Source organism: Vibrio syngnathi (assembly GCF_002119525.1).
In the GTDB taxonomy this organism is placed as follows: domain Bacteria; phylum Pseudomonadota; class Gammaproteobacteria; order Enterobacterales; family Vibrionaceae; genus Vibrio; species Vibrio syngnathi.
Window position 1 is genome coordinate 1,530,561 of record NZ_CP017916.1, and the last position, 16,126, is coordinate 1,546,686.

General features: G+C 42.8%; 17 protein-coding genes. 14 read left to right on the plus strand and 3 right to left on the minus strand.

Features of this window, described 5'->3' with window-relative positions; genetic code table 11:
* Positions 1 to 50: 50 nt before the first annotated feature.
* The 4 genes from catB (at position 51) to K08M4_RS07160 (ending at position 1,921) form a co-directional block, all read left to right on the plus strand.
* Positions 51 to 683 carry a type B chloramphenicol O-acetyltransferase gene (gene catB, locus K08M4_RS07145; RefSeq protein WP_086049367.1) on the plus strand — a complete coding sequence of 211 codons (633 nt, stop codon included), beginning with the start codon at positions 51 to 53 and terminating at the stop codon, positions 681 to 683.
* Between the two features lie 227 nt (positions 684 to 910).
* Positions 911 to 1,162 carry a Rho-binding antiterminator gene (locus tag K08M4_RS07150; protein WP_086049368.1) on the plus strand — a complete coding sequence of 84 codons (252 nt, stop codon included), beginning with the start codon at positions 911 to 913 and terminating at the stop codon, positions 1,160 to 1,162.
* Positions 1,163 to 1,170: 8 nt separating this feature from the next.
* Positions 1,171 to 1,404, plus strand: coding sequence for a hypothetical protein (locus tag K08M4_RS07155; RefSeq protein WP_086049369.1), 234 nt, complete (start codon positions 1,171 to 1,173; stop codon positions 1,402 to 1,404).
* Between the two features lie 67 nt (positions 1,405 to 1,471).
* Complete coding sequence (locus tag K08M4_RS07160) at positions 1,472 to 1,921, plus strand: GyrI-like domain-containing protein (RefSeq protein ID WP_086049370.1); 450 nt, start codon at positions 1,472 to 1,474, stop codon at positions 1,919 to 1,921.
* 212 nt (positions 1,922 to 2,133) lie between these two features.
* Here K08M4_RS07160 and K08M4_RS07165 read toward each other — a convergent pair whose 3' ends face one another.
* Positions 2,134 to 2,724 (minus strand): glutathione S-transferase, encoded by a 591-nt coding sequence (locus K08M4_RS07165; RefSeq protein WP_232460239.1) that lies wholly within the window; start codon positions 2,722 to 2,724, stop codon positions 2,134 to 2,136.
* 173 nt (positions 2,725 to 2,897) lie between these two features.
* Between K08M4_RS07165 and K08M4_RS07170 the strand changes: the two genes are divergently transcribed.
* The gene (locus K08M4_RS07170; protein WP_086049372.1) at positions 2,898 to 5,153 is read left to right on the plus strand and encodes a peptidase U32 family protein; all 2,256 of its coding nucleotides are present in this window, start codon (positions 2,898 to 2,900) and stop codon (positions 5,151 to 5,153) included.
* A 208-nt stretch (positions 5,154 to 5,361) separates the two neighbouring features.
* Here the strand turns inward: K08M4_RS07170 and K08M4_RS07175 are convergent, their stop codons facing one another.
* Positions 5,362 to 5,826 (minus strand): acyl-CoA thioesterase, encoded by a 465-nt coding sequence (locus K08M4_RS07175; RefSeq protein ID WP_009846805.1) that lies wholly within the window; start codon positions 5,824 to 5,826, stop codon positions 5,362 to 5,364.
* Positions 5,827 to 6,010: 184 nt separating this feature from the next.
* Positions 6,011 to 7,846 (minus strand): ABC transporter ATP-binding protein/permease, encoded by a 1,836-nt coding sequence (locus K08M4_RS07180; protein ID WP_086049373.1) that lies wholly within the window; start codon positions 7,844 to 7,846, stop codon positions 6,011 to 6,013.
* A gap of 539 nt (positions 7,847 to 8,385) precedes the next feature.
* Between K08M4_RS07180 and artP the strand changes: the two genes are divergently transcribed.
* The 9 genes from artP to K08M4_RS07225 all read left to right on the plus strand — a co-directional run bounded on the left by artP (position 8,386) and on the right by K08M4_RS07225 (position 16,123).
* A complete protein-coding gene (artP, locus tag K08M4_RS07185) occupies positions 8,386 to 9,114 on the plus strand; it encodes an arginine ABC transporter ATP-binding protein ArtP (protein ID WP_086050404.1) in 729 nt (242 codons plus the stop codon).
* A 227-nt stretch (positions 9,115 to 9,341) separates the two neighbouring features.
* Positions 9,342 to 10,085: an arginine ABC transporter substrate-binding protein gene (locus K08M4_RS07190; protein WP_086049374.1), complete on the plus strand. Its 744-nt coding sequence runs from the start codon at positions 9,342 to 9,344 to the stop codon at positions 10,083 to 10,085.
* A 3-nt stretch (positions 10,086 to 10,088) separates the two neighbouring features.
* The gene (gene artQ / locus K08M4_RS07195) at positions 10,089 to 10,775 is read left to right on the plus strand and encodes an arginine ABC transporter permease ArtQ (RefSeq protein WP_017083621.1); all 687 of its coding nucleotides are present in this window, start codon (positions 10,089 to 10,091) and stop codon (positions 10,773 to 10,775) included.
* The gene (artM, locus tag K08M4_RS07200; RefSeq protein ID WP_086049375.1) at positions 10,772 to 11,440 is read left to right on the plus strand and encodes an arginine ABC transporter permease ArtM; all 669 of its coding nucleotides are present in this window, start codon (positions 10,772 to 10,774) and stop codon (positions 11,438 to 11,440) included. Before artQ ends, artM begins: the two co-directional genes overlap by 4 nt.
* Positions 11,441 to 11,819: 379 nt before the next feature.
* Positions 11,820 to 12,677, plus strand: coding sequence for a tyrosine-type recombinase/integrase (locus tag K08M4_RS07205; protein ID WP_086049376.1), 858 nt, complete (start codon positions 11,820 to 11,822; stop codon positions 12,675 to 12,677).
* A complete protein-coding gene (locus tag K08M4_RS07210; protein WP_086049377.1) occupies positions 12,674 to 13,765 on the plus strand; it encodes an IS91 family transposase in 1,092 nt (363 codons plus the stop codon). Before K08M4_RS07205 ends, K08M4_RS07210 begins: the two co-directional genes overlap by 4 nt.
* A gap of 284 nt (positions 13,766 to 14,049) precedes the next feature.
* Positions 14,050 to 14,991, plus strand: coding sequence for a hypothetical protein (locus tag K08M4_RS07215; RefSeq protein WP_086049378.1), 942 nt, complete (start codon positions 14,050 to 14,052; stop codon positions 14,989 to 14,991).
* Between the two features lie 109 nt (positions 14,992 to 15,100).
* Positions 15,101 to 15,634: a hypothetical protein gene (locus K08M4_RS07220; protein ID WP_060531649.1), complete on the plus strand. Its 534-nt coding sequence runs from the start codon at positions 15,101 to 15,103 to the stop codon at positions 15,632 to 15,634.
* A gap of 138 nt (positions 15,635 to 15,772) precedes the next feature.
* Positions 15,773 to 16,123, plus strand: a complete 351-nt coding sequence (locus K08M4_RS07225; protein ID WP_157665734.1) for a hypothetical protein — start codon at positions 15,773 to 15,775, stop codon at positions 16,121 to 16,123.
* Positions 16,124 to 16,126 lie beyond the last annotated feature (3 nt).

Genomic DNA, 16,126 nt, shown 5'->3' on the forward strand with positions numbered 1-16,126 from the left:
AACACGCGACAAAAGTACCTAACTAAAAGAACGAAACTAAGAGTACAAACATGAAAAACTATTTTGAAAGTCCGTTTGTCGGAAAGTCACTCAAAGAACAAGTGACCAACCCAAACATCATCGTGGGCGAGCACAGCTATTACTCGGGTTACTACCATAACCACAGCTTTGATGACTGTGCACGTTACCTATTACCGGATAGAACCGACATCGATAAGCTGATCATCGGTAGCTATTGCTCGATTGGATCTGGCGCTGTGTTTATGATGGCGGGCAACCAAGGCCACCAAAATCAGTGGGTGAGTACCTTCCCGTTCTTCTACCAAGACGACGAGAAGTTTGAAGATGCGATAGACGGCTTCGAACGCTCTGGTGATACCGTGATTGGTAACGATGTGTGGATTGGCACAGAAGCCATGATCATGAGTGGTGTTAAGGTCGGTGATGGAGCCATCATCGCAAGTCGAGCGGTTGTGACTAAAGACGTCGCGCCATACTCGATTGTGGGTTCAAACCCAGCGCGTCACATCCGTTATCGTTTCAATGAGACTGAAATCGCTCAGTTGCTAGAAATGAAATGGTGGGAGTGGAGCGAAGAACAAGTCAAAGGCGCAATGTCGTTGATGTGCTCTTCAGATATCGATGGGCTTTATCAATATTGGAAAGCGTTGTCTAAGCTTTAGTTTGTAGTTTGTAGTTTGTAGTTTGTAGTTTGTAGTTTGTAGATTACAGATTACAGATTACAGATTACAGGCAATTCGTGAAGAGTGAAAAATCAGTTTTAAGTTAACAAATTACTCAATAACTTTACTGTAAAAGCATCAATGTGATTTGGATAAATGATTGATTATATGCATGTTGCATAGTATGGCGTGTCGCATTAGCGTGGTGGATGAATTGGAGGGGTATTATGATTAGTTGCAACGATTACGATTATATTGAGATTGTGTGTATGCACCGATACCCAATCAAATTAACGCTGAAGTCTGGCGATCGGATTGAATGTGTCGGATTAGATACTCAACGCAATGATAGCCGTGAAGAGTGCATTAAGGTCAGTATTCAAGGTGTGGAACAACTTGTCGTACTCACTGATCTTGCCACACTAGAAGTCTGTGTCGACAACCCTCATTTTCAGCAAATTTCATTCAAAACGTCATAGGCTTTCAAATGAATAACACCATAGAGCAATGCTATTGCACCGCGTGCCGAGAAGACACACAACACGTCGTTGTGTTGGTCAGAAAGACGAGTGCATTTGCAGACAAACCTAACCAAAAGCGAAGCGAGTTTTGGGCAGGCATGATAAAAGGTTGGTTCCTTGGCCCATTTATCGCGTCGATGGATGAGTTTTCTCGTCACCTTATCTGTGAAAAGTGTGGCCACAAAGAGATACAAGATTAGTCGTGTTATTTTACAAAACATTGGATTCAATACAGTTAAAACGTCGATTGGCTTAGGAATAAAACGAATGAAAGTAGAAACGATTGAAGCCGTAAAGGCGTACGGGTTTTCAGTAAGAACCACTAATACCGATGAGATTGACCCAGAAAAAGCGAAGATAGGCCAATTATGGCAAGGTTTTTTCGATCAAGCTTTTCCTAAGCTGACACCAGATTCAAAAGTGTATGGTGTCTACACCAATTACCAATCGGATTTTACTGGTGAGTTTGATGTTATTGCATGTACCAATGCACTTACCGATAACAATTTAGATGACCTAGTCGAAACCGAAATTGAAGCAGGTAAGTACCTAACGTTTTCTGCTGAAGGTGAACTTCCTCAAGCGGTCATCGATTTATGGGGCGAAGTGTGGGCGTACTTCAACGCAGCAGATTGCCCACATGTTCGAACTTACACGACAGACTTTGAATTTTACAAAGGCGAAACGGCAGTCGAGATTTCGATAGCGATTCAGTGATCAGTTTAAAATAAACAAAAGGCTTAACTTAGACTCTAACATCCGGTTAAAGGACTGCAGTATCCAGTTAAGAGACAGTAGTTACCGGTAAAGAGACAGCTAAGCCTTTGAATATCTGTTATTACAAATAAGATACAGTGTCACGTAATTACCTTAATACCCACGCCTTATCTAACCCTGAATTTCCCTAGCTCACCCAAAATTCCCTTAAGTCACCCAAAAACACAATCTTGCTTGGTTTCATTCCACAAAGGGTATTGCTTCATGACTTGAGTGTAGAGCTTACTTTCCAAGTGCGCTCTTAACCAACGTCCTACGTTTTGATATTCAGATTGCACAAACCACTTCTTCTCGACTCTTACGAACTGGCTAACAAACGGCATCACGGCAAAATCGGCTAAGCTTGGGGTTTCTCCAAAAAAGTAGGGCTGATCGGTGAGTAGCGCTTCTAACTGACGAATGAACGCTTCGCAGGCTTGTCGACGTTGTTCCGTATCGATGTTTCGGTAACGAACAGACGCACGATACTTTTCTAAGTGACCAATAAACTCATCATCGTTAACTTTAATGAGCTGGTGGACTTGTTGGCCAAGTGTTGGGTTACTTGAACGCAGAAGATCTTGAGGATCGTTTTGTTGAAGCGCCCAGTTCATCACATCTAAGCTCTGTTCGATGATTTGACCATCAGGCAATACCAATACTGGAACAGTGCCTTTTGGCGAACTGGCCAATAGTTCGCTAGGCTTATCTTTGGTAACAATTTCTCGAAGTAACACTTTCTGCTGTGATAGTGCGATGCCCATCCTTCCTCGCATAGCGTAAGGGCAGCGTCTTAAAGAATAAAGGATAGGTAAATCGAATTCGTTTGGCATTATTGAGGTCATTTAGTTTGGAAAGTGTTGTTAGGTGGTAAAGAGATCGTGTTGTAGGTAGAATACGCGCCTTAAAAATTATAAGTAAGTGAGCGACTTCAAAAATGAGCAGAAAGATTGAGTTATTAGCCCCAGGTGGCGATGTAGAGGCGATTAAAGCAGCTATCGTAGCGGGTGCTAATGCGGTTTATTGCGGTTTAGACACCTTCAACGCTCGTAACAGAGCCTCTAACCTTTCGTTAGATGAGTTGAATGGTGTGATTCGCCTTGCTCATGAATATGGTTGTGAAGTGTTTCTGACTCTTAACGTTGTGCTGCTGGAGCATGAAATTAAGAGCATCACTAAACTGTTGAACCAGCTTGTGAACACTAAGCTTGATGGCATCATCGTCCAAGATCTTGGTTTGTTCGATTTGGTGAAAAAGCATTTCCCATCGTTAGATGTTCACGCATCGACTCAGTTAACGACACACAACGAAGGCCAGATTAAGTTCTTGTCTAAAATTGGCGCAACACGCGTTAACTTGTCTCGTGAATTGAATCTGCCAGAAATCAAAATGCTGACGGAAGTAGCACACGACCACGATGTATTGACTGAAGTGTTTGTACATGGCGCTTTGTGTATCGCATTCTCTGGCCAATGTTACTCAAGCTCAGTAAGTGTGGGTAACTCAGGTAACCGTGGCCGTTGTAGCCAAGCATGTCGTGATGAATACGAAATCACTGATGCAGGAAACAAGTTTCCACTGAACCTGAAAGATAATTCAGCGTACTACGACCTACCTGAATTGGTTGATGCGAAAGTCGACTCATTGAAAGTTGAAGGCCGTATCAAAGGCGCACATTACGTATACACAGTGGTTGATACGTGGCGCAAACAGATTGATAGCTTTGTAGAAAGTGGTTTGTTGATCGAAGACGATTCAAACCTGCACAAAGTATTCAACCGTGATTTCACCAACTCTTTCCTTAAGGGCAACCTAACGAAAGACATGTTCATTGATAATCCTCGTGACAACAGCATGAACTACGCCGTTGATAAAGCGACGAAAGAGAACAATGAAATCTCAGTGGTACAAATTCAAGAAGTGACCAGCGATCTTTATGAAGCGAAAAATGCCCTAGGCAGTGAAATGCGCGACAAGATCGAGTTCCTTGATATTCGTAAAACCCCCGTGTCATTGTCGTTTAACGCTAAGGTGGGTCAACCATTTACGGTGACAGTGAACACACCAAAAGAAAACTTTACGGTTCAATCTCAATCATTATTGGCAACAGCTAAAGAGACTGCGATTACTCAGGCGTTACTTGAGAAGCGTTTCAAATCAGTGAAGAGTGCTGTTCATACGCTTGAAAACTGTAACTACGACAACTTAGATGAAGGTCTGATTCTTCCTTTGAAAGAAGTGTCGGTCTTAAAAGACGAAATCGATTTCATCTTAAACGGTTCTGTGAAAGTGATTAAGCACGTTGAAGTGCCAGCACTGCCTCAGCAACCAAAGGTTAACGAGAAGCCAACCATGTCGATGCTTATCGCTGATGTGGAAGACTTGCACCTGTGTGACGTAACTGACGCGGATGTTTACTTCAAACTGCCGGAAAGCTTCAAGAAGCGTTGTAACAAGTACATCGACATCTTGGCAGCCAACCCACGTTTGATTCCTTGGTTCCCTGCAGTATTAATCGGCAAAGATTACGACGAAGCGGTTCGTATTCTTGAAGAGATCAAGCCAGCTCGCATCGTGACCAACAACACGGGTATTGCTTACAAAGCTTACGAGATGGGTATCGAGTGGGTTGCAGGCCCTTTCATGAACACCACGAACTCTCACGCACTGGTTACGCTGAAAGAAGAGCTGAACTGTGCTGGTGCTTTCATTTCGAACGAGATCAACAAAGGTCAGATTCGTCATATTCGCCGCCCAGAGAACTTCAAACTGTTCTACAGCATCTACCACCCAATCTTGATGATGACCAGCCGCCAGTGTTTCTTCCAAAGAACCGTGGGTTGTAACAAGCCAAGCATTGAAGCGGGTTGTATGTTGAAGTGTGAGAAAGCGACCACGATTACTAACGTGAAAGGCATCTCTTTTGCGGTAGATAAACAAAAGGGTGGCTACCCAAGCATTTACAACCACGAGCAGTTCTTAAACCATGACGCTGTAACGGATTTCTCTGGTCTGTTCGACGAATTTTTCATCGACCTAACTAACATCGGTGCGGGTTCGAAAGAAGTACAAGACAAAGCTGAGCTAATCAAGCATTTCCAAGGTTTGATTAACGGTGTTGATGGTTCACAACAGAACCTAGAGCAAATGGTTGAAGTTCGTACTAACGCTCAATACGTGCAAGGTTTATAGGGTTTAAGGTCTATAGGGTTCAAGATTTGCAGTCTGCAAAGTCTGCAAGCTTCTAGGTTTATAGACCTCAAGGTTTAAAGTAATACGAACCAATAAATAGAAAAAAAGAGGCCACTCAATTGAGTGGCCTCTTTATGTTTAGGTCTCTTTTATGCTTAGGCCTTTTAAGAAGCATAAACGAGATCGGAATTTAGTTGACGTATGACGTTTATTCCGTCACGGCTTCTTGTTTGAAGCATGGGCTTTTCAACGTGTTCATCTTTTCAATTTCGTTGGTTAAGCGCAGCGAGAGCAGGGCTTTTTGGTTTGAAGCAAAATCAAACATCACGATAGTCGCGGTGCCTATGGTCGTCAGTTTCTGTTGAGCCTTACTGACAATCGCGTATTCCATGGTGAATCGGTCGTCTTGAATGTCTGTAACACGAGAACCAATCATCAGCGTGTCTGGATAAGTGACCGGGCGGAAATATTTACAATAAGTGTCGCCAAGAACAGGGCCAACTTTGGTAATCGCCATCTCTTCCATCAGCTCGACGTGCTTGAAAAAGTCTAAGCGAGCGGTTTCGAAATAGCGAAAATATACGGCGTTATTAACGTGATTGAGTGCGTCCATTTCTCCCCAAGCGACAGGGATTTCTGTTACTACCGGGTAGTCAGATAATAGTGCTTCCATGCGAACTCTCTTATTGTTATTTACTTACCCTTCATCGGGATAAGTTGTTATTGGAATAAAAACCCTACCGTTAAATTAACAAAACTGCAACACGTGTGATTTAAGTTTTTGAAGCTTGAAACCACACAATGTCAGGGACTTAGTCTGTCGTGAACCAATGACTCGAACGCTTTTGCTCTGTAACTTAACTACTGAGGTGTTTGAATTGCAGTTCAACCAATCGTTGGTACAGTTCACAGCTATTGATGAGCGACTGGTGGTCTCCGATGTCTACTAGCTGTCCTTTATCGAGTACTGCAATTTGGTCGGCGTGTTTAATTGTTGATAAACGGTGCGCGATAATGATGGTTGTTCTGCCACGCATTAATTCTTCCAAAGCTTGTTGAACATGATGTTCACTTTCGCTGTCTAGCGCACTGGTTGCTTCATCCAATAATAGAATATTCGGGTCTTTTAAGATGGCTCGTGCGATGGCAATACGCTGACGCTGACCGCCAGACAATCTCACGCCACGTTCACCAAGAAAGCTGTGATAGCCTTCAGGTAGGTTTTGAATGAACTCGTGTGCGTGCGCTTTTTTCGCCGCTTCGATAACTTGCTCGTCCGTTGCTTCTGGGTTTCCGTATCGGATGTTATGGAACACATCGTTACTGAACAGGGCGGGTTGCTGAGGTACAAGCGCCATCTGCTTTCTTAATTCATTCGGATCAAACTGATTCAGTTCAACACCGCCTAACGTTACTTTGCCCAATTGTGGGTCGTAGAAACGTTGTAGCAGTTCAAATAGGGTGGTTTTACCTGCGCCAGACGGGCCAACCAGTGCCAATACTCTGCCTTCATGGGCAGTAAGCGTGAGGTTGCTTGTTGCGGGCTGGTCGGGTCTTGATGGGTAACAGAAGGTCACATCATCAAAAGCGACTTCTGGCGTTACGTTAGCAAGCGAGGTTGGGTTCGTAACTGGCGCAACAATATGGCTTTCAACTTGTAGAATTTCAATTAATCGTTCTGTCGCACCTGCCGCACGTTGCAATTCACCCATCACTTCAGAAATCGTACCTAATGACGAAGCGACCATAATGGCATAGAAGACAAACGCCGCTAAGTCACCCGCAGACATAGTGCCGTTGATGACATCGCTGCCGCCAACCCAAAGCATGCCTGCAATCGCACTGAACACGATAACAATCACACCAGAGATAAGAATCGCGCGTTGTTTTACGCGCTGGCGACCAATCTCATAAGCCTTTTCCACTTCAACAGCGAATGACGCTTTCTCTTGCGCTTCTCGGCTGTAACTTTGAACTGTCTTGATGTGTTCAATCGCTTCGCCCGCATAAGAACCAACATCAGACATGGAATCTTGGCTTTGGCGAGATAAGGCTCTTACACGTCGACCGTATACCAAAATAGGAATCAGGATAAATGGCACCGAGGCCAATACAATCAATGTCAGCTTAATATTGGTCGCAAACAGCATGATGATCGCACCAATACACATCAACGCGCTGCGCATCGCCATCGAGAACGACGAACCTATGATGCTTTGAAGCAGAGTGGTATCCGTGGTGATTCGCGACATGATGTCGCCACTGCCATTGGTTTCGAAGTAACTCGGGTGCAGCGTCACGACATGATTGAAAACCGACAAACGAATATCCGCACTCACGCGCTCTCCAACAGAAGAAACCAAATAGAAGCGGAAGAAAGTACCAATCGAGATCAACACGACTACGACCATGATGAACTGAATTGCGCTGCCTAAATCTGAGAGTGATTGTTGGCTAAAACCTTGGTCGATAAGAAGGCGAATACCGTGTCCGACTGAAAGGGTTAAGCTCGCCGTGAAGATCAACGCGATCAAAGCAGCAATCACACGGCCTTTATAGGGCTGAATAAATTTGCTGAGCTCGAACAGAATACTGAGGCTTTTTTTCTCAGGTTTGGGTTCTGGCGCTTTTTGAGTCGATCGCTGAGTCTGTCGCTGGTTCGAGTCGAGCGTAGAAGAGACATCGTTTTGCATATGACTGCCTTAATGTGTTGTCGCTTTAAGAATAGAAGACTTGTTGTATGTACTTGTAACGAATTAAGTGCTAGTCGTTCGTAAACGTTTGTTGCTTACAAGAGAAACCATTAAAGCACGCATCGCTGACTGATGCTTCTTAGGATACTCAATTTTCGGACTTTGATGCCTAGCAAGTGAGGAAGTCGACACTGTTGACAAGGAACATTAAGCATTTAATGAGGCTTAAAAACACAGATAACATGAACTGTTTAACTTTGATTTTTATGCAGGCAGGCATGAGCCAATAGCGAATGGGTTCCACTGGTTTTTAGATCGAATACTGATTTTATAATTTGAAGATAAACGTTTGCTTTGATGTCGATATCAAGATTATCAGTAACTTGTGGTTTTTAGTTGTAAGACCAGTTATAGCGACTGTTTTTTGTTCAACTCTCGTTACAAAAATTCAACAAAATAGTTTTTTATACATTTTTCTTGCATAAAACCTCGAATTGAATAGAATAACCAACAAATGACAATTAATGCAGTATTGTGGCATGAATATTCAAGTAAAGAGCATCAACAAATCATACGGTAATACCCAAGTTCTTCATGACATCAGCTTTGACTGTGAAAGTGGCGAAACCTTGGTATTGCTTGGCCCAAGCGGCGCGGGCAAGAGTTCATTACTGCGTGTATTGAACCTGTTAGAAATCGCGGACAACGGCGAATTGGACATTGCGAACGAGCAATTCGATTTTTCAAGCCAGATCCAAGAAAAGCAGGGGCTTAAACTTCGTCGTAAAGTTGGCATGGTGTTCCAACAATACAACTTGTGGCCACATATGACGGTGATGGAAAACTTAATTGAAGCTCCCACCAAAGTCGCGGGTTTAGATAAGCAAGAAGCGATTAAGCAAGCTCAAGAAGTACTAAAGACACTTCAACTTGCCGACAAAGCAGACGCTTGGCCACTTCAACTGTCTGGTGGTCAACAACAGCGTGTTGCGATTGCACGTGCGCTGATGATGAAACCGGATGTGTTGTTGTTTGATGAACCAACAGCGGCGCTTGATCCTGAGATCACCAACCAAGTTGTGAGCATTATTAAAGAATTAAGCGTAACGGGCATTACTCAAGTGGTTGTGACGCACGAAGTTGATTTCGCGAAGAAGATTGCTAGCCACGTTCTGTATCTAGAGAAAGGGTACATCGTTGAACACGGCACCAGCGATTCATTCGTTAATCCGCAGACACCTGAGTTTGCCGAGTATTTGACTCACTAGATTAGCTTACTCATCAAAAGTAGGCTCATTAAGACCAAGTTAAGTCACTAGATTAGTGGGTCATTAAACCTGAGTTAACGCATTGGATTCACATAACCCACAAGATTCAGCTAATTTACTTGATTCGGCTAATCACAACACAATTTAGTCAAACATAGATTCAGTTAAAACAAATCAAATTATAAAAATGGCCACAGGTCAAAATCACACAGATTCGGAGTAACAAAATGAAAAAGATTCTACTAGCTTCACTTATCGGCCTTTCTTCTGCAGGCATGGCTGTTAATGCATCGGCACAAGACGAAATCAAATTCGCAATGGAAGCAACTTACGCACCATTCGAATACATGGACGAGAACAACCAAATCCAAGGTTTTGACGTAGACCTAGCAAACGCACTTTGTGAAGAGATGAAAGCAACGTGTACTTTCCACAACCAAGCATTCGATAGCTTGATCCCTGCACTTAAATTCAAACGTTACGATGCCGCTATCTCGGCAATGGACATCACAGAAGCGCGTCTTAAACAAGTGAACTTCTCTAACGCTTACTACGACAACTCAGCAGCATTCATCTCTATTGAAGGTAAAGTTGCAGACCAAGCAGCACTAGAAGGTAAGCGTGTTGGTGTTCAAAACGGTTCAACTCACCAAAGCTTCCTACTTGAGCAAATGGCTGGCGTAACAGCGGTTCCTTACTCAAGCTACCAAGATGCATTCATCGACATGAAAAACGGTCGTATTGATTCTGTATTCGGTGACACAGCCGTTGTAGCAGAATGGTTCAAGAAAGAAGACAACCTAACGTACGTTGGCGACCAAGTAACGAACCAAGAGTACTTCGGTAACGGCTTTGGCATCGCAGTAAACAAGAGCAACCAAGAACTTGTAGATCAGCTTAACGTTGCACTTGCAGCAGTGAAAGCGAACGGCGAATACGACAAGATCTTCAACAAGTACTTCGGTAAGTAATTTATGGAATTAACGGGTTACTCTTTAGGGCTCGTCGAAGCAAGCTGGATGACTGTTCAGCTTGCATTCGTAAGCCTATTGGTTGGATTGGTTCTAGCAGTTTTGTTTGCAAGTGGCGAGATGTCTCGTCGTATTGCAATCAAATGGCCAACGACTGCATTTGTGACGATTGTTCGTGGTTTACCAGAAATTCTGGTCGTGCTGTTTATCTATTTTGGTTCGACACAAGTTCTGTTCATGATCACTGGCGACTTCATAGAAGTGAGCCCGTTCTTATCTGGTGTTGTTGCACTGTCACTTATCTTTGCTTCTTACGCTTCGCAAACCATCCGTGGTGCTTTGAAAGCAGTAAGCAAAGGGCAGAGAGAAGCAGCAAGCGCGCTTGGTATCTCTCAATCGCGTTCATTCTTTCGTATAGTTTTACCTCAAGCGGTAAGACACGCGCTACCAGGGTTAACCAACCAATGGTTAGTGTTACTAAAAGACACTGCATTAGTATCGCTGATTGGCGTAACGGATTTGTTGAAACAAGCACAACTGACATCCGCTGCAACGCACGAAGCATTTACTTGGTACGCGACAGCAGCAGCAATCTACTTGGTCATCACTTTAATCACACAAAGATTGGTAAAAGTGATTGATGGTAAGTTTTCTATTCAAGGTTTGGGTAACAAAGGGGCAATGGCATGAATCAACAATACCTCTCTCAAATGCTTGAAGGCTTAGTGACCAGTCTTCAACTCACAGGCGCTTCATTGCTTGTTGGTTGTATCTTGTCGTTGCTGATGACGGTAACGCTAATCCTAAGAGTACCGGCGATTCACTGGTTCACTCGTGGCGTCATCACGCTGTTTACCGGCACACCATTGTTGGTTCAGATCTTCTTGGTGTATTACGGCCCGGGTCAATTCGATTGGATTCGTGATAGCTTCCTATGGACTTGGTTAAGACAACCTTGGTTCTGTGCAATGTTAGCACTCGCATTGAACACCGCGGCATACAGCACGCTACTGTTCAGAGGTGCATTTAACGCGATTCCAGCAGGGCAGTGGGAAGCATGTCGCGCATTAGGCATGGACAAAATTGCGACGCTTAAAGTGTTACTGCCATACGCACTACGTCGCGCGGTTCCAGCTTACTCGAACGAAGTGATTCTAGTTTTCAAAGGTACGTCACTGGCAAGCACCATCACCATCATGGACTTGATGGGCTACGCTCAGCGTATTAACGGCCAAACCTACGACACGCTCACCGTGTTCGGCATTGCTGGTGCATTTTACTTAGCAGTAAACGGCGTATTAACGCTAATCTTCCGTCAGGTAGAGAAGAAAGCCCTCGCATTCGAAGCCGCGTAAGCTAGCCACTCACAAGCTTAACTAACGTATAAAGCCTGCCATTTATGTTCGCATAAAAGGCAGGCTTTTTTGTGTTTTGCGGCATGCTCATGGGAACTGTGTTTATATCCAGCAGGAGGGATTTTTGCGCAATTCATACTATATGGAAATATTCTGCATTTTGTCATTCAATGAGCCTATCTATGTTTTAAGTCACTGAAATACTGTGATTAGTCGTGATAGATTACCGCGCATATGAGACTAGATAGAATAATTCTGTATTTAAATGCAGAATTTTTCTGTTTAAGAACTGTTGAACTAAGCCGCTTCGCGGAGGACTTTCCTCTCACTTATCCGATAGACCAAACTTATGATGTATCCATAGATTAAGGAATACATCATGAGCCCATTAAGACAACAACTTATCGATGAAATGGCGGTTCGCCGTTTTTCTCCGAAAACCCATGCTAGCTATTTACGTTGGGTTAAAGATCTATCTACTACTTACGATCTATCTCCCGATTTACTTACCGATCAACAGATTAGTGCGTATTTGCGCACGCTCATTAAAGAGCGGAACTTAAGTAGCAGTACTTGTGCTCAAGCGTTGAATGCCATCTTGTTCTTTTATCGTGCCGTTTTGAATAGGGAATTTGAAGAGCGACTGGTTCCCCCGATTAAACGTGCCAGTAAAATACCGGAGCTGCTTAATCGCGAGGAAGTAAGAAGTATCATTAGTCATTGTCGAAGTCTTAAATATCAGACCGCACTTGAAATGTGTTACGGGTGTGGCCTACGTGTCAGTGAGGTCGTCGGCTTGTACGTGAAAGACATCGATGGTGCGGCGAAACGACTGCACATTCATTGTGGTAAAGGTAAAAAAGATCGCTTTGTTCCACTGGGTGATAGCCAACTGAATCATCTTCGAAATTACTGGCGTCATTATCACCCAACCGTAGTGCTGTTTCCCAGCCTAGAGCCCGAAAAGCCATTGGGTATTAGCTCTTTGCAGAAGTGCTTCAAAGCAGCAAAAGTTGAGGCAAACGTCAGAAAATTAGGAGGAATACACGCCTTGAGGCACGCTTATGCGACTCATCAGCTCGAATCGGGCATGCCTTTGAATGTTCTGCAGCGTTACCTCGGACATTCGAATATCAAAACGACATTGAGGTACACCCATTGGATAGGTCATCACAACGAAAGCTCGGACGGAAGTAAGTTCGACTTAGTTGCTCAACTATGGGAGGAGAGCGAATGAACGCATTATCTCCTTACCAAGCCGTATTAACACAAGGCTTAGAAGAGCTTGATAAAAGCAAAGTCACACCGAGACAGTGGCAAGTGCTTAACCATTTAAGAGACTGCCGAACGGAGCGTATGGGCAGTTACGACTGGCGTTGTCAGCAATGTGGCCATGAAACTCGTTGGTACTGTTCTTGTCGAGATCGTCATTGCCCCAATTGCCAAGAGCAGATGAGACAGCAATGGCTAACAAAGCGAAGCCAAGATATTTTACCTGTGGCCTACCATCATATGGTTTTTACCTTACCTCACGAGTTCAATGCTCTGGTTAAAGCGCATCCTAAGGTGGTTTATCAATGCTTGTTTCATTCAGTGTGGGCAACATTATGCGCGTTTGCTAATGAGCGGCATCACCTTGTCGGTCAACTTGGAGCATTAATGGTTCTTCATACTTGGGGAAGAAATCTGAGTCAACATACTCATATTCATTGCCTACTACCGAGTGGGGTGCTTACAAAAGATCGGCAATGGCAACCGACAAGAAAAGAGAGTTACCTGCTCCCGGTTAAAGCCTTATCCGTTCGCTTTAAGAAAGAGATGTTATGTCGAGTAAGCGAGTTAATAGCAACGCACAGTAATTTATTAGAGGAAGCCGCTAGTAAGAGATGGGTTGTGTACAGTAAACCTGTACTCCACGAGCCTACAGCGGTAGTGGGTTATCTATCTCGGTATTGCAATCGTATCGGGTTAAATCCCAACCAATTAAGTTATAACGTGGATGGCCGTATCACGATGAGTTACAAAGACTACCGAACCAATGGGACGCAAAGAATGTGTTGTAATGCGGGTGAGTTACTTCGACGCTTACTTTTACATGTGTTGCCTAAAGGGCTAATGCGAATACGCTACTATGGCTTTCTAGCTAATGCTGTGCGGGTAAAAGCGATAGCGGAAATTAGGCAAAGCTTACGAAAGCGACCCGCAGAGAAATCGGAAGTGCTGAAAGAGAAAGCTTGTTGTCCGAACTGCCATAGCAACAGCATGGTACTCGTGTGCATCAATATTAGACCTAGGATAGTTGTTTCAGAGCACCGACTGACCTAGTTGTCTGATTGTAATGAATAAAATTATCGTTGTGTTATGGCGAGAGAGGGGCATTGTTCGCTTTTAAAAAGATTATGCAACGGGTATAGTCGCAGTAGATAAATTGGTGGCTAGAAGTGAAAAATGGACGGCTGACGGGGTACCGGTCTTAATGATAATAGTGGAACGTAAGTCAGTCCTAAAAAGCAAATTCCATAGATAGAAGCGGCCAAGTCCAACAGGTATTTATCCATTGTGCTACGACAACGGATAAATACTTAAGTGTTAGCCCTCAAGGAGTATTCATGAGCACATGGAAGTTATCCATTAAGCCTGATAGTGAATCAGGATTTAATCCATTCAATTTATGTAAAGAGAAATCACTTCTTGGTGTTGGCTGGTCAGGTGCATACAAGAGTGAGCAAGCATCATCCCTATCAGAAGCAAAAAAACTCGTTAAGGATCACTTTGATAATTGGCCATATGCTTTAAAGAAATTACTTGAAGAAGTAAAAAATGGTGATCATGTCTGGTTACATCAGCAGGGAAGTTATTATCTGTGTAGAGCCAAAGACGAAATTGTTTTTGGCAATGAGATAGATGAAAAGTTTGTTGATTACGATTTAGGTCATGCAAGAAAAGCTGACTGGGTCGAAGTTCCCGAAATATTTGTTTCTGGAGTAGTCCAGCGTGGAACAATAGCTCCAAAAATGATTCAGCGAATTTATATAAGTGAAAATGAAAAAAAGTGCCATGACGTTATTTTTGAAAAGCTAATAATAAACAATAATTGGCTTCCTGACATTGATGAATCATTATTAACCCAAAAGCTAGGTTTAATGGATAAGCAAGACTTGTTCTCAATTATGACTCCAGATGAAATTGAAGATATGGTTTCGTCATACCTGCAAGATGAAGGTTGGATTCTAGTCAAGTCGACTTGCTTTAGAAGTAAGCCAATGTTCGAATTCTCTATGGTAAATAAGAAATCTAAAGTCTGTTATGTTCAAGTGAAATCGGGTAAGTATCCGGATCCGTTGCCTCCTACTAATTACGAACAATTTACGTCATTAAATAAAACAATTATTCTATTTTCTACTAATCCGAGTGCTTACCCTGGAGAATGTGTAAAAGACGTAATTTGTTTGTCTCAGGAAAAAATGTTTACTTGGTTACTTGCAAATACTTGGTCAATGACCGAACCATTAAAATTAAAGCTTTGGATGAACCTTTGTGAAAAGGGCTAACAAGGCACTTAAACGGAACTAAAACAGTTGGTTAGGTTCCGCTTCGCTACACATTATAACCAACAATTTTAGTCCGCTTAGTGCGGCGTTAGCTTTTCAGAGGAATTAAATGAGTTCGATAGATATTCAATTCTGGTCAATGATCGGTACGTGGGTTGCAAGTGTTGGTACAGTTTCTGCTGTGATCACATCTTTGTGGTTTGCTTATAATCAGAACAAAATTAAACTACGCATTACAGTTCGACATATGCAATTAGTAAGCCGAACCGAGGAAAACGCCCCAGATCACTGTGTGATTAAAATTGTTAATCTGAGTAATAAGCCAGCTAAGATTGAAAGCATAGGATGGAGAGCTGGCTTTTGGAAAAACAAGGTTAGTTTCATTCAAATGTTCAAGCTACCTGGTTTTGACGATTTACCAAAAGTTTTAGCTGAGGGAGAGGACGCAACATTTGCAGTCCCGTTTCGCTATAAAGGAAATGACGAAGACTGGATTGTTCGTTTTCCTAAATCAGTTACTGAAACTTCTAAGTTTAATCTTTACTCATTGAAACTGTGGGTTCATACGACACAAGGGCAGACCTTTGCAGTAAAACCAGATAAAGGTCTAGTTGAACAGTTAAAAAAATCACTACAAAGCTAACAAACAATTTAAGAGTGATTCAGCACGCTTGGCATTTTTGGTTTGAGTCGAGTTCAGTGATTATGGTGGTCAAACTGAGTGTCGTGGTTGCGTGCTTCACACCTTAATTGGGCGTTAGAACTCTCGCGGAGATAAGTGTTGTCTAATTTAAAACTATTCATTTTGGTTTGTATTATTTTACCAATACTAGGGTTTGGTTACTGCACTAATCACATCTCTAGAATGGAAGATGAAACATTAATTATTGCTGAGATGATTACTGATAAATGTAATAAGAATAAAATTTGCCCACAGAGTATTGAAGGCTGGGAGAAGTTAAGTGAAAATCGCTATAGAAAAGATGGTTTTAATTTTAACCCTAGCTTCCCACCAGGCAGTGAAAGTGATTTTAGATTATTTTATCATTTTGCACCTGATTGGGATTTCTTTGTCTATGGTGGAGTTGGAAAGGAAATTACATCAGAAAAACAAGGCTATATAGAGTTCTAACAA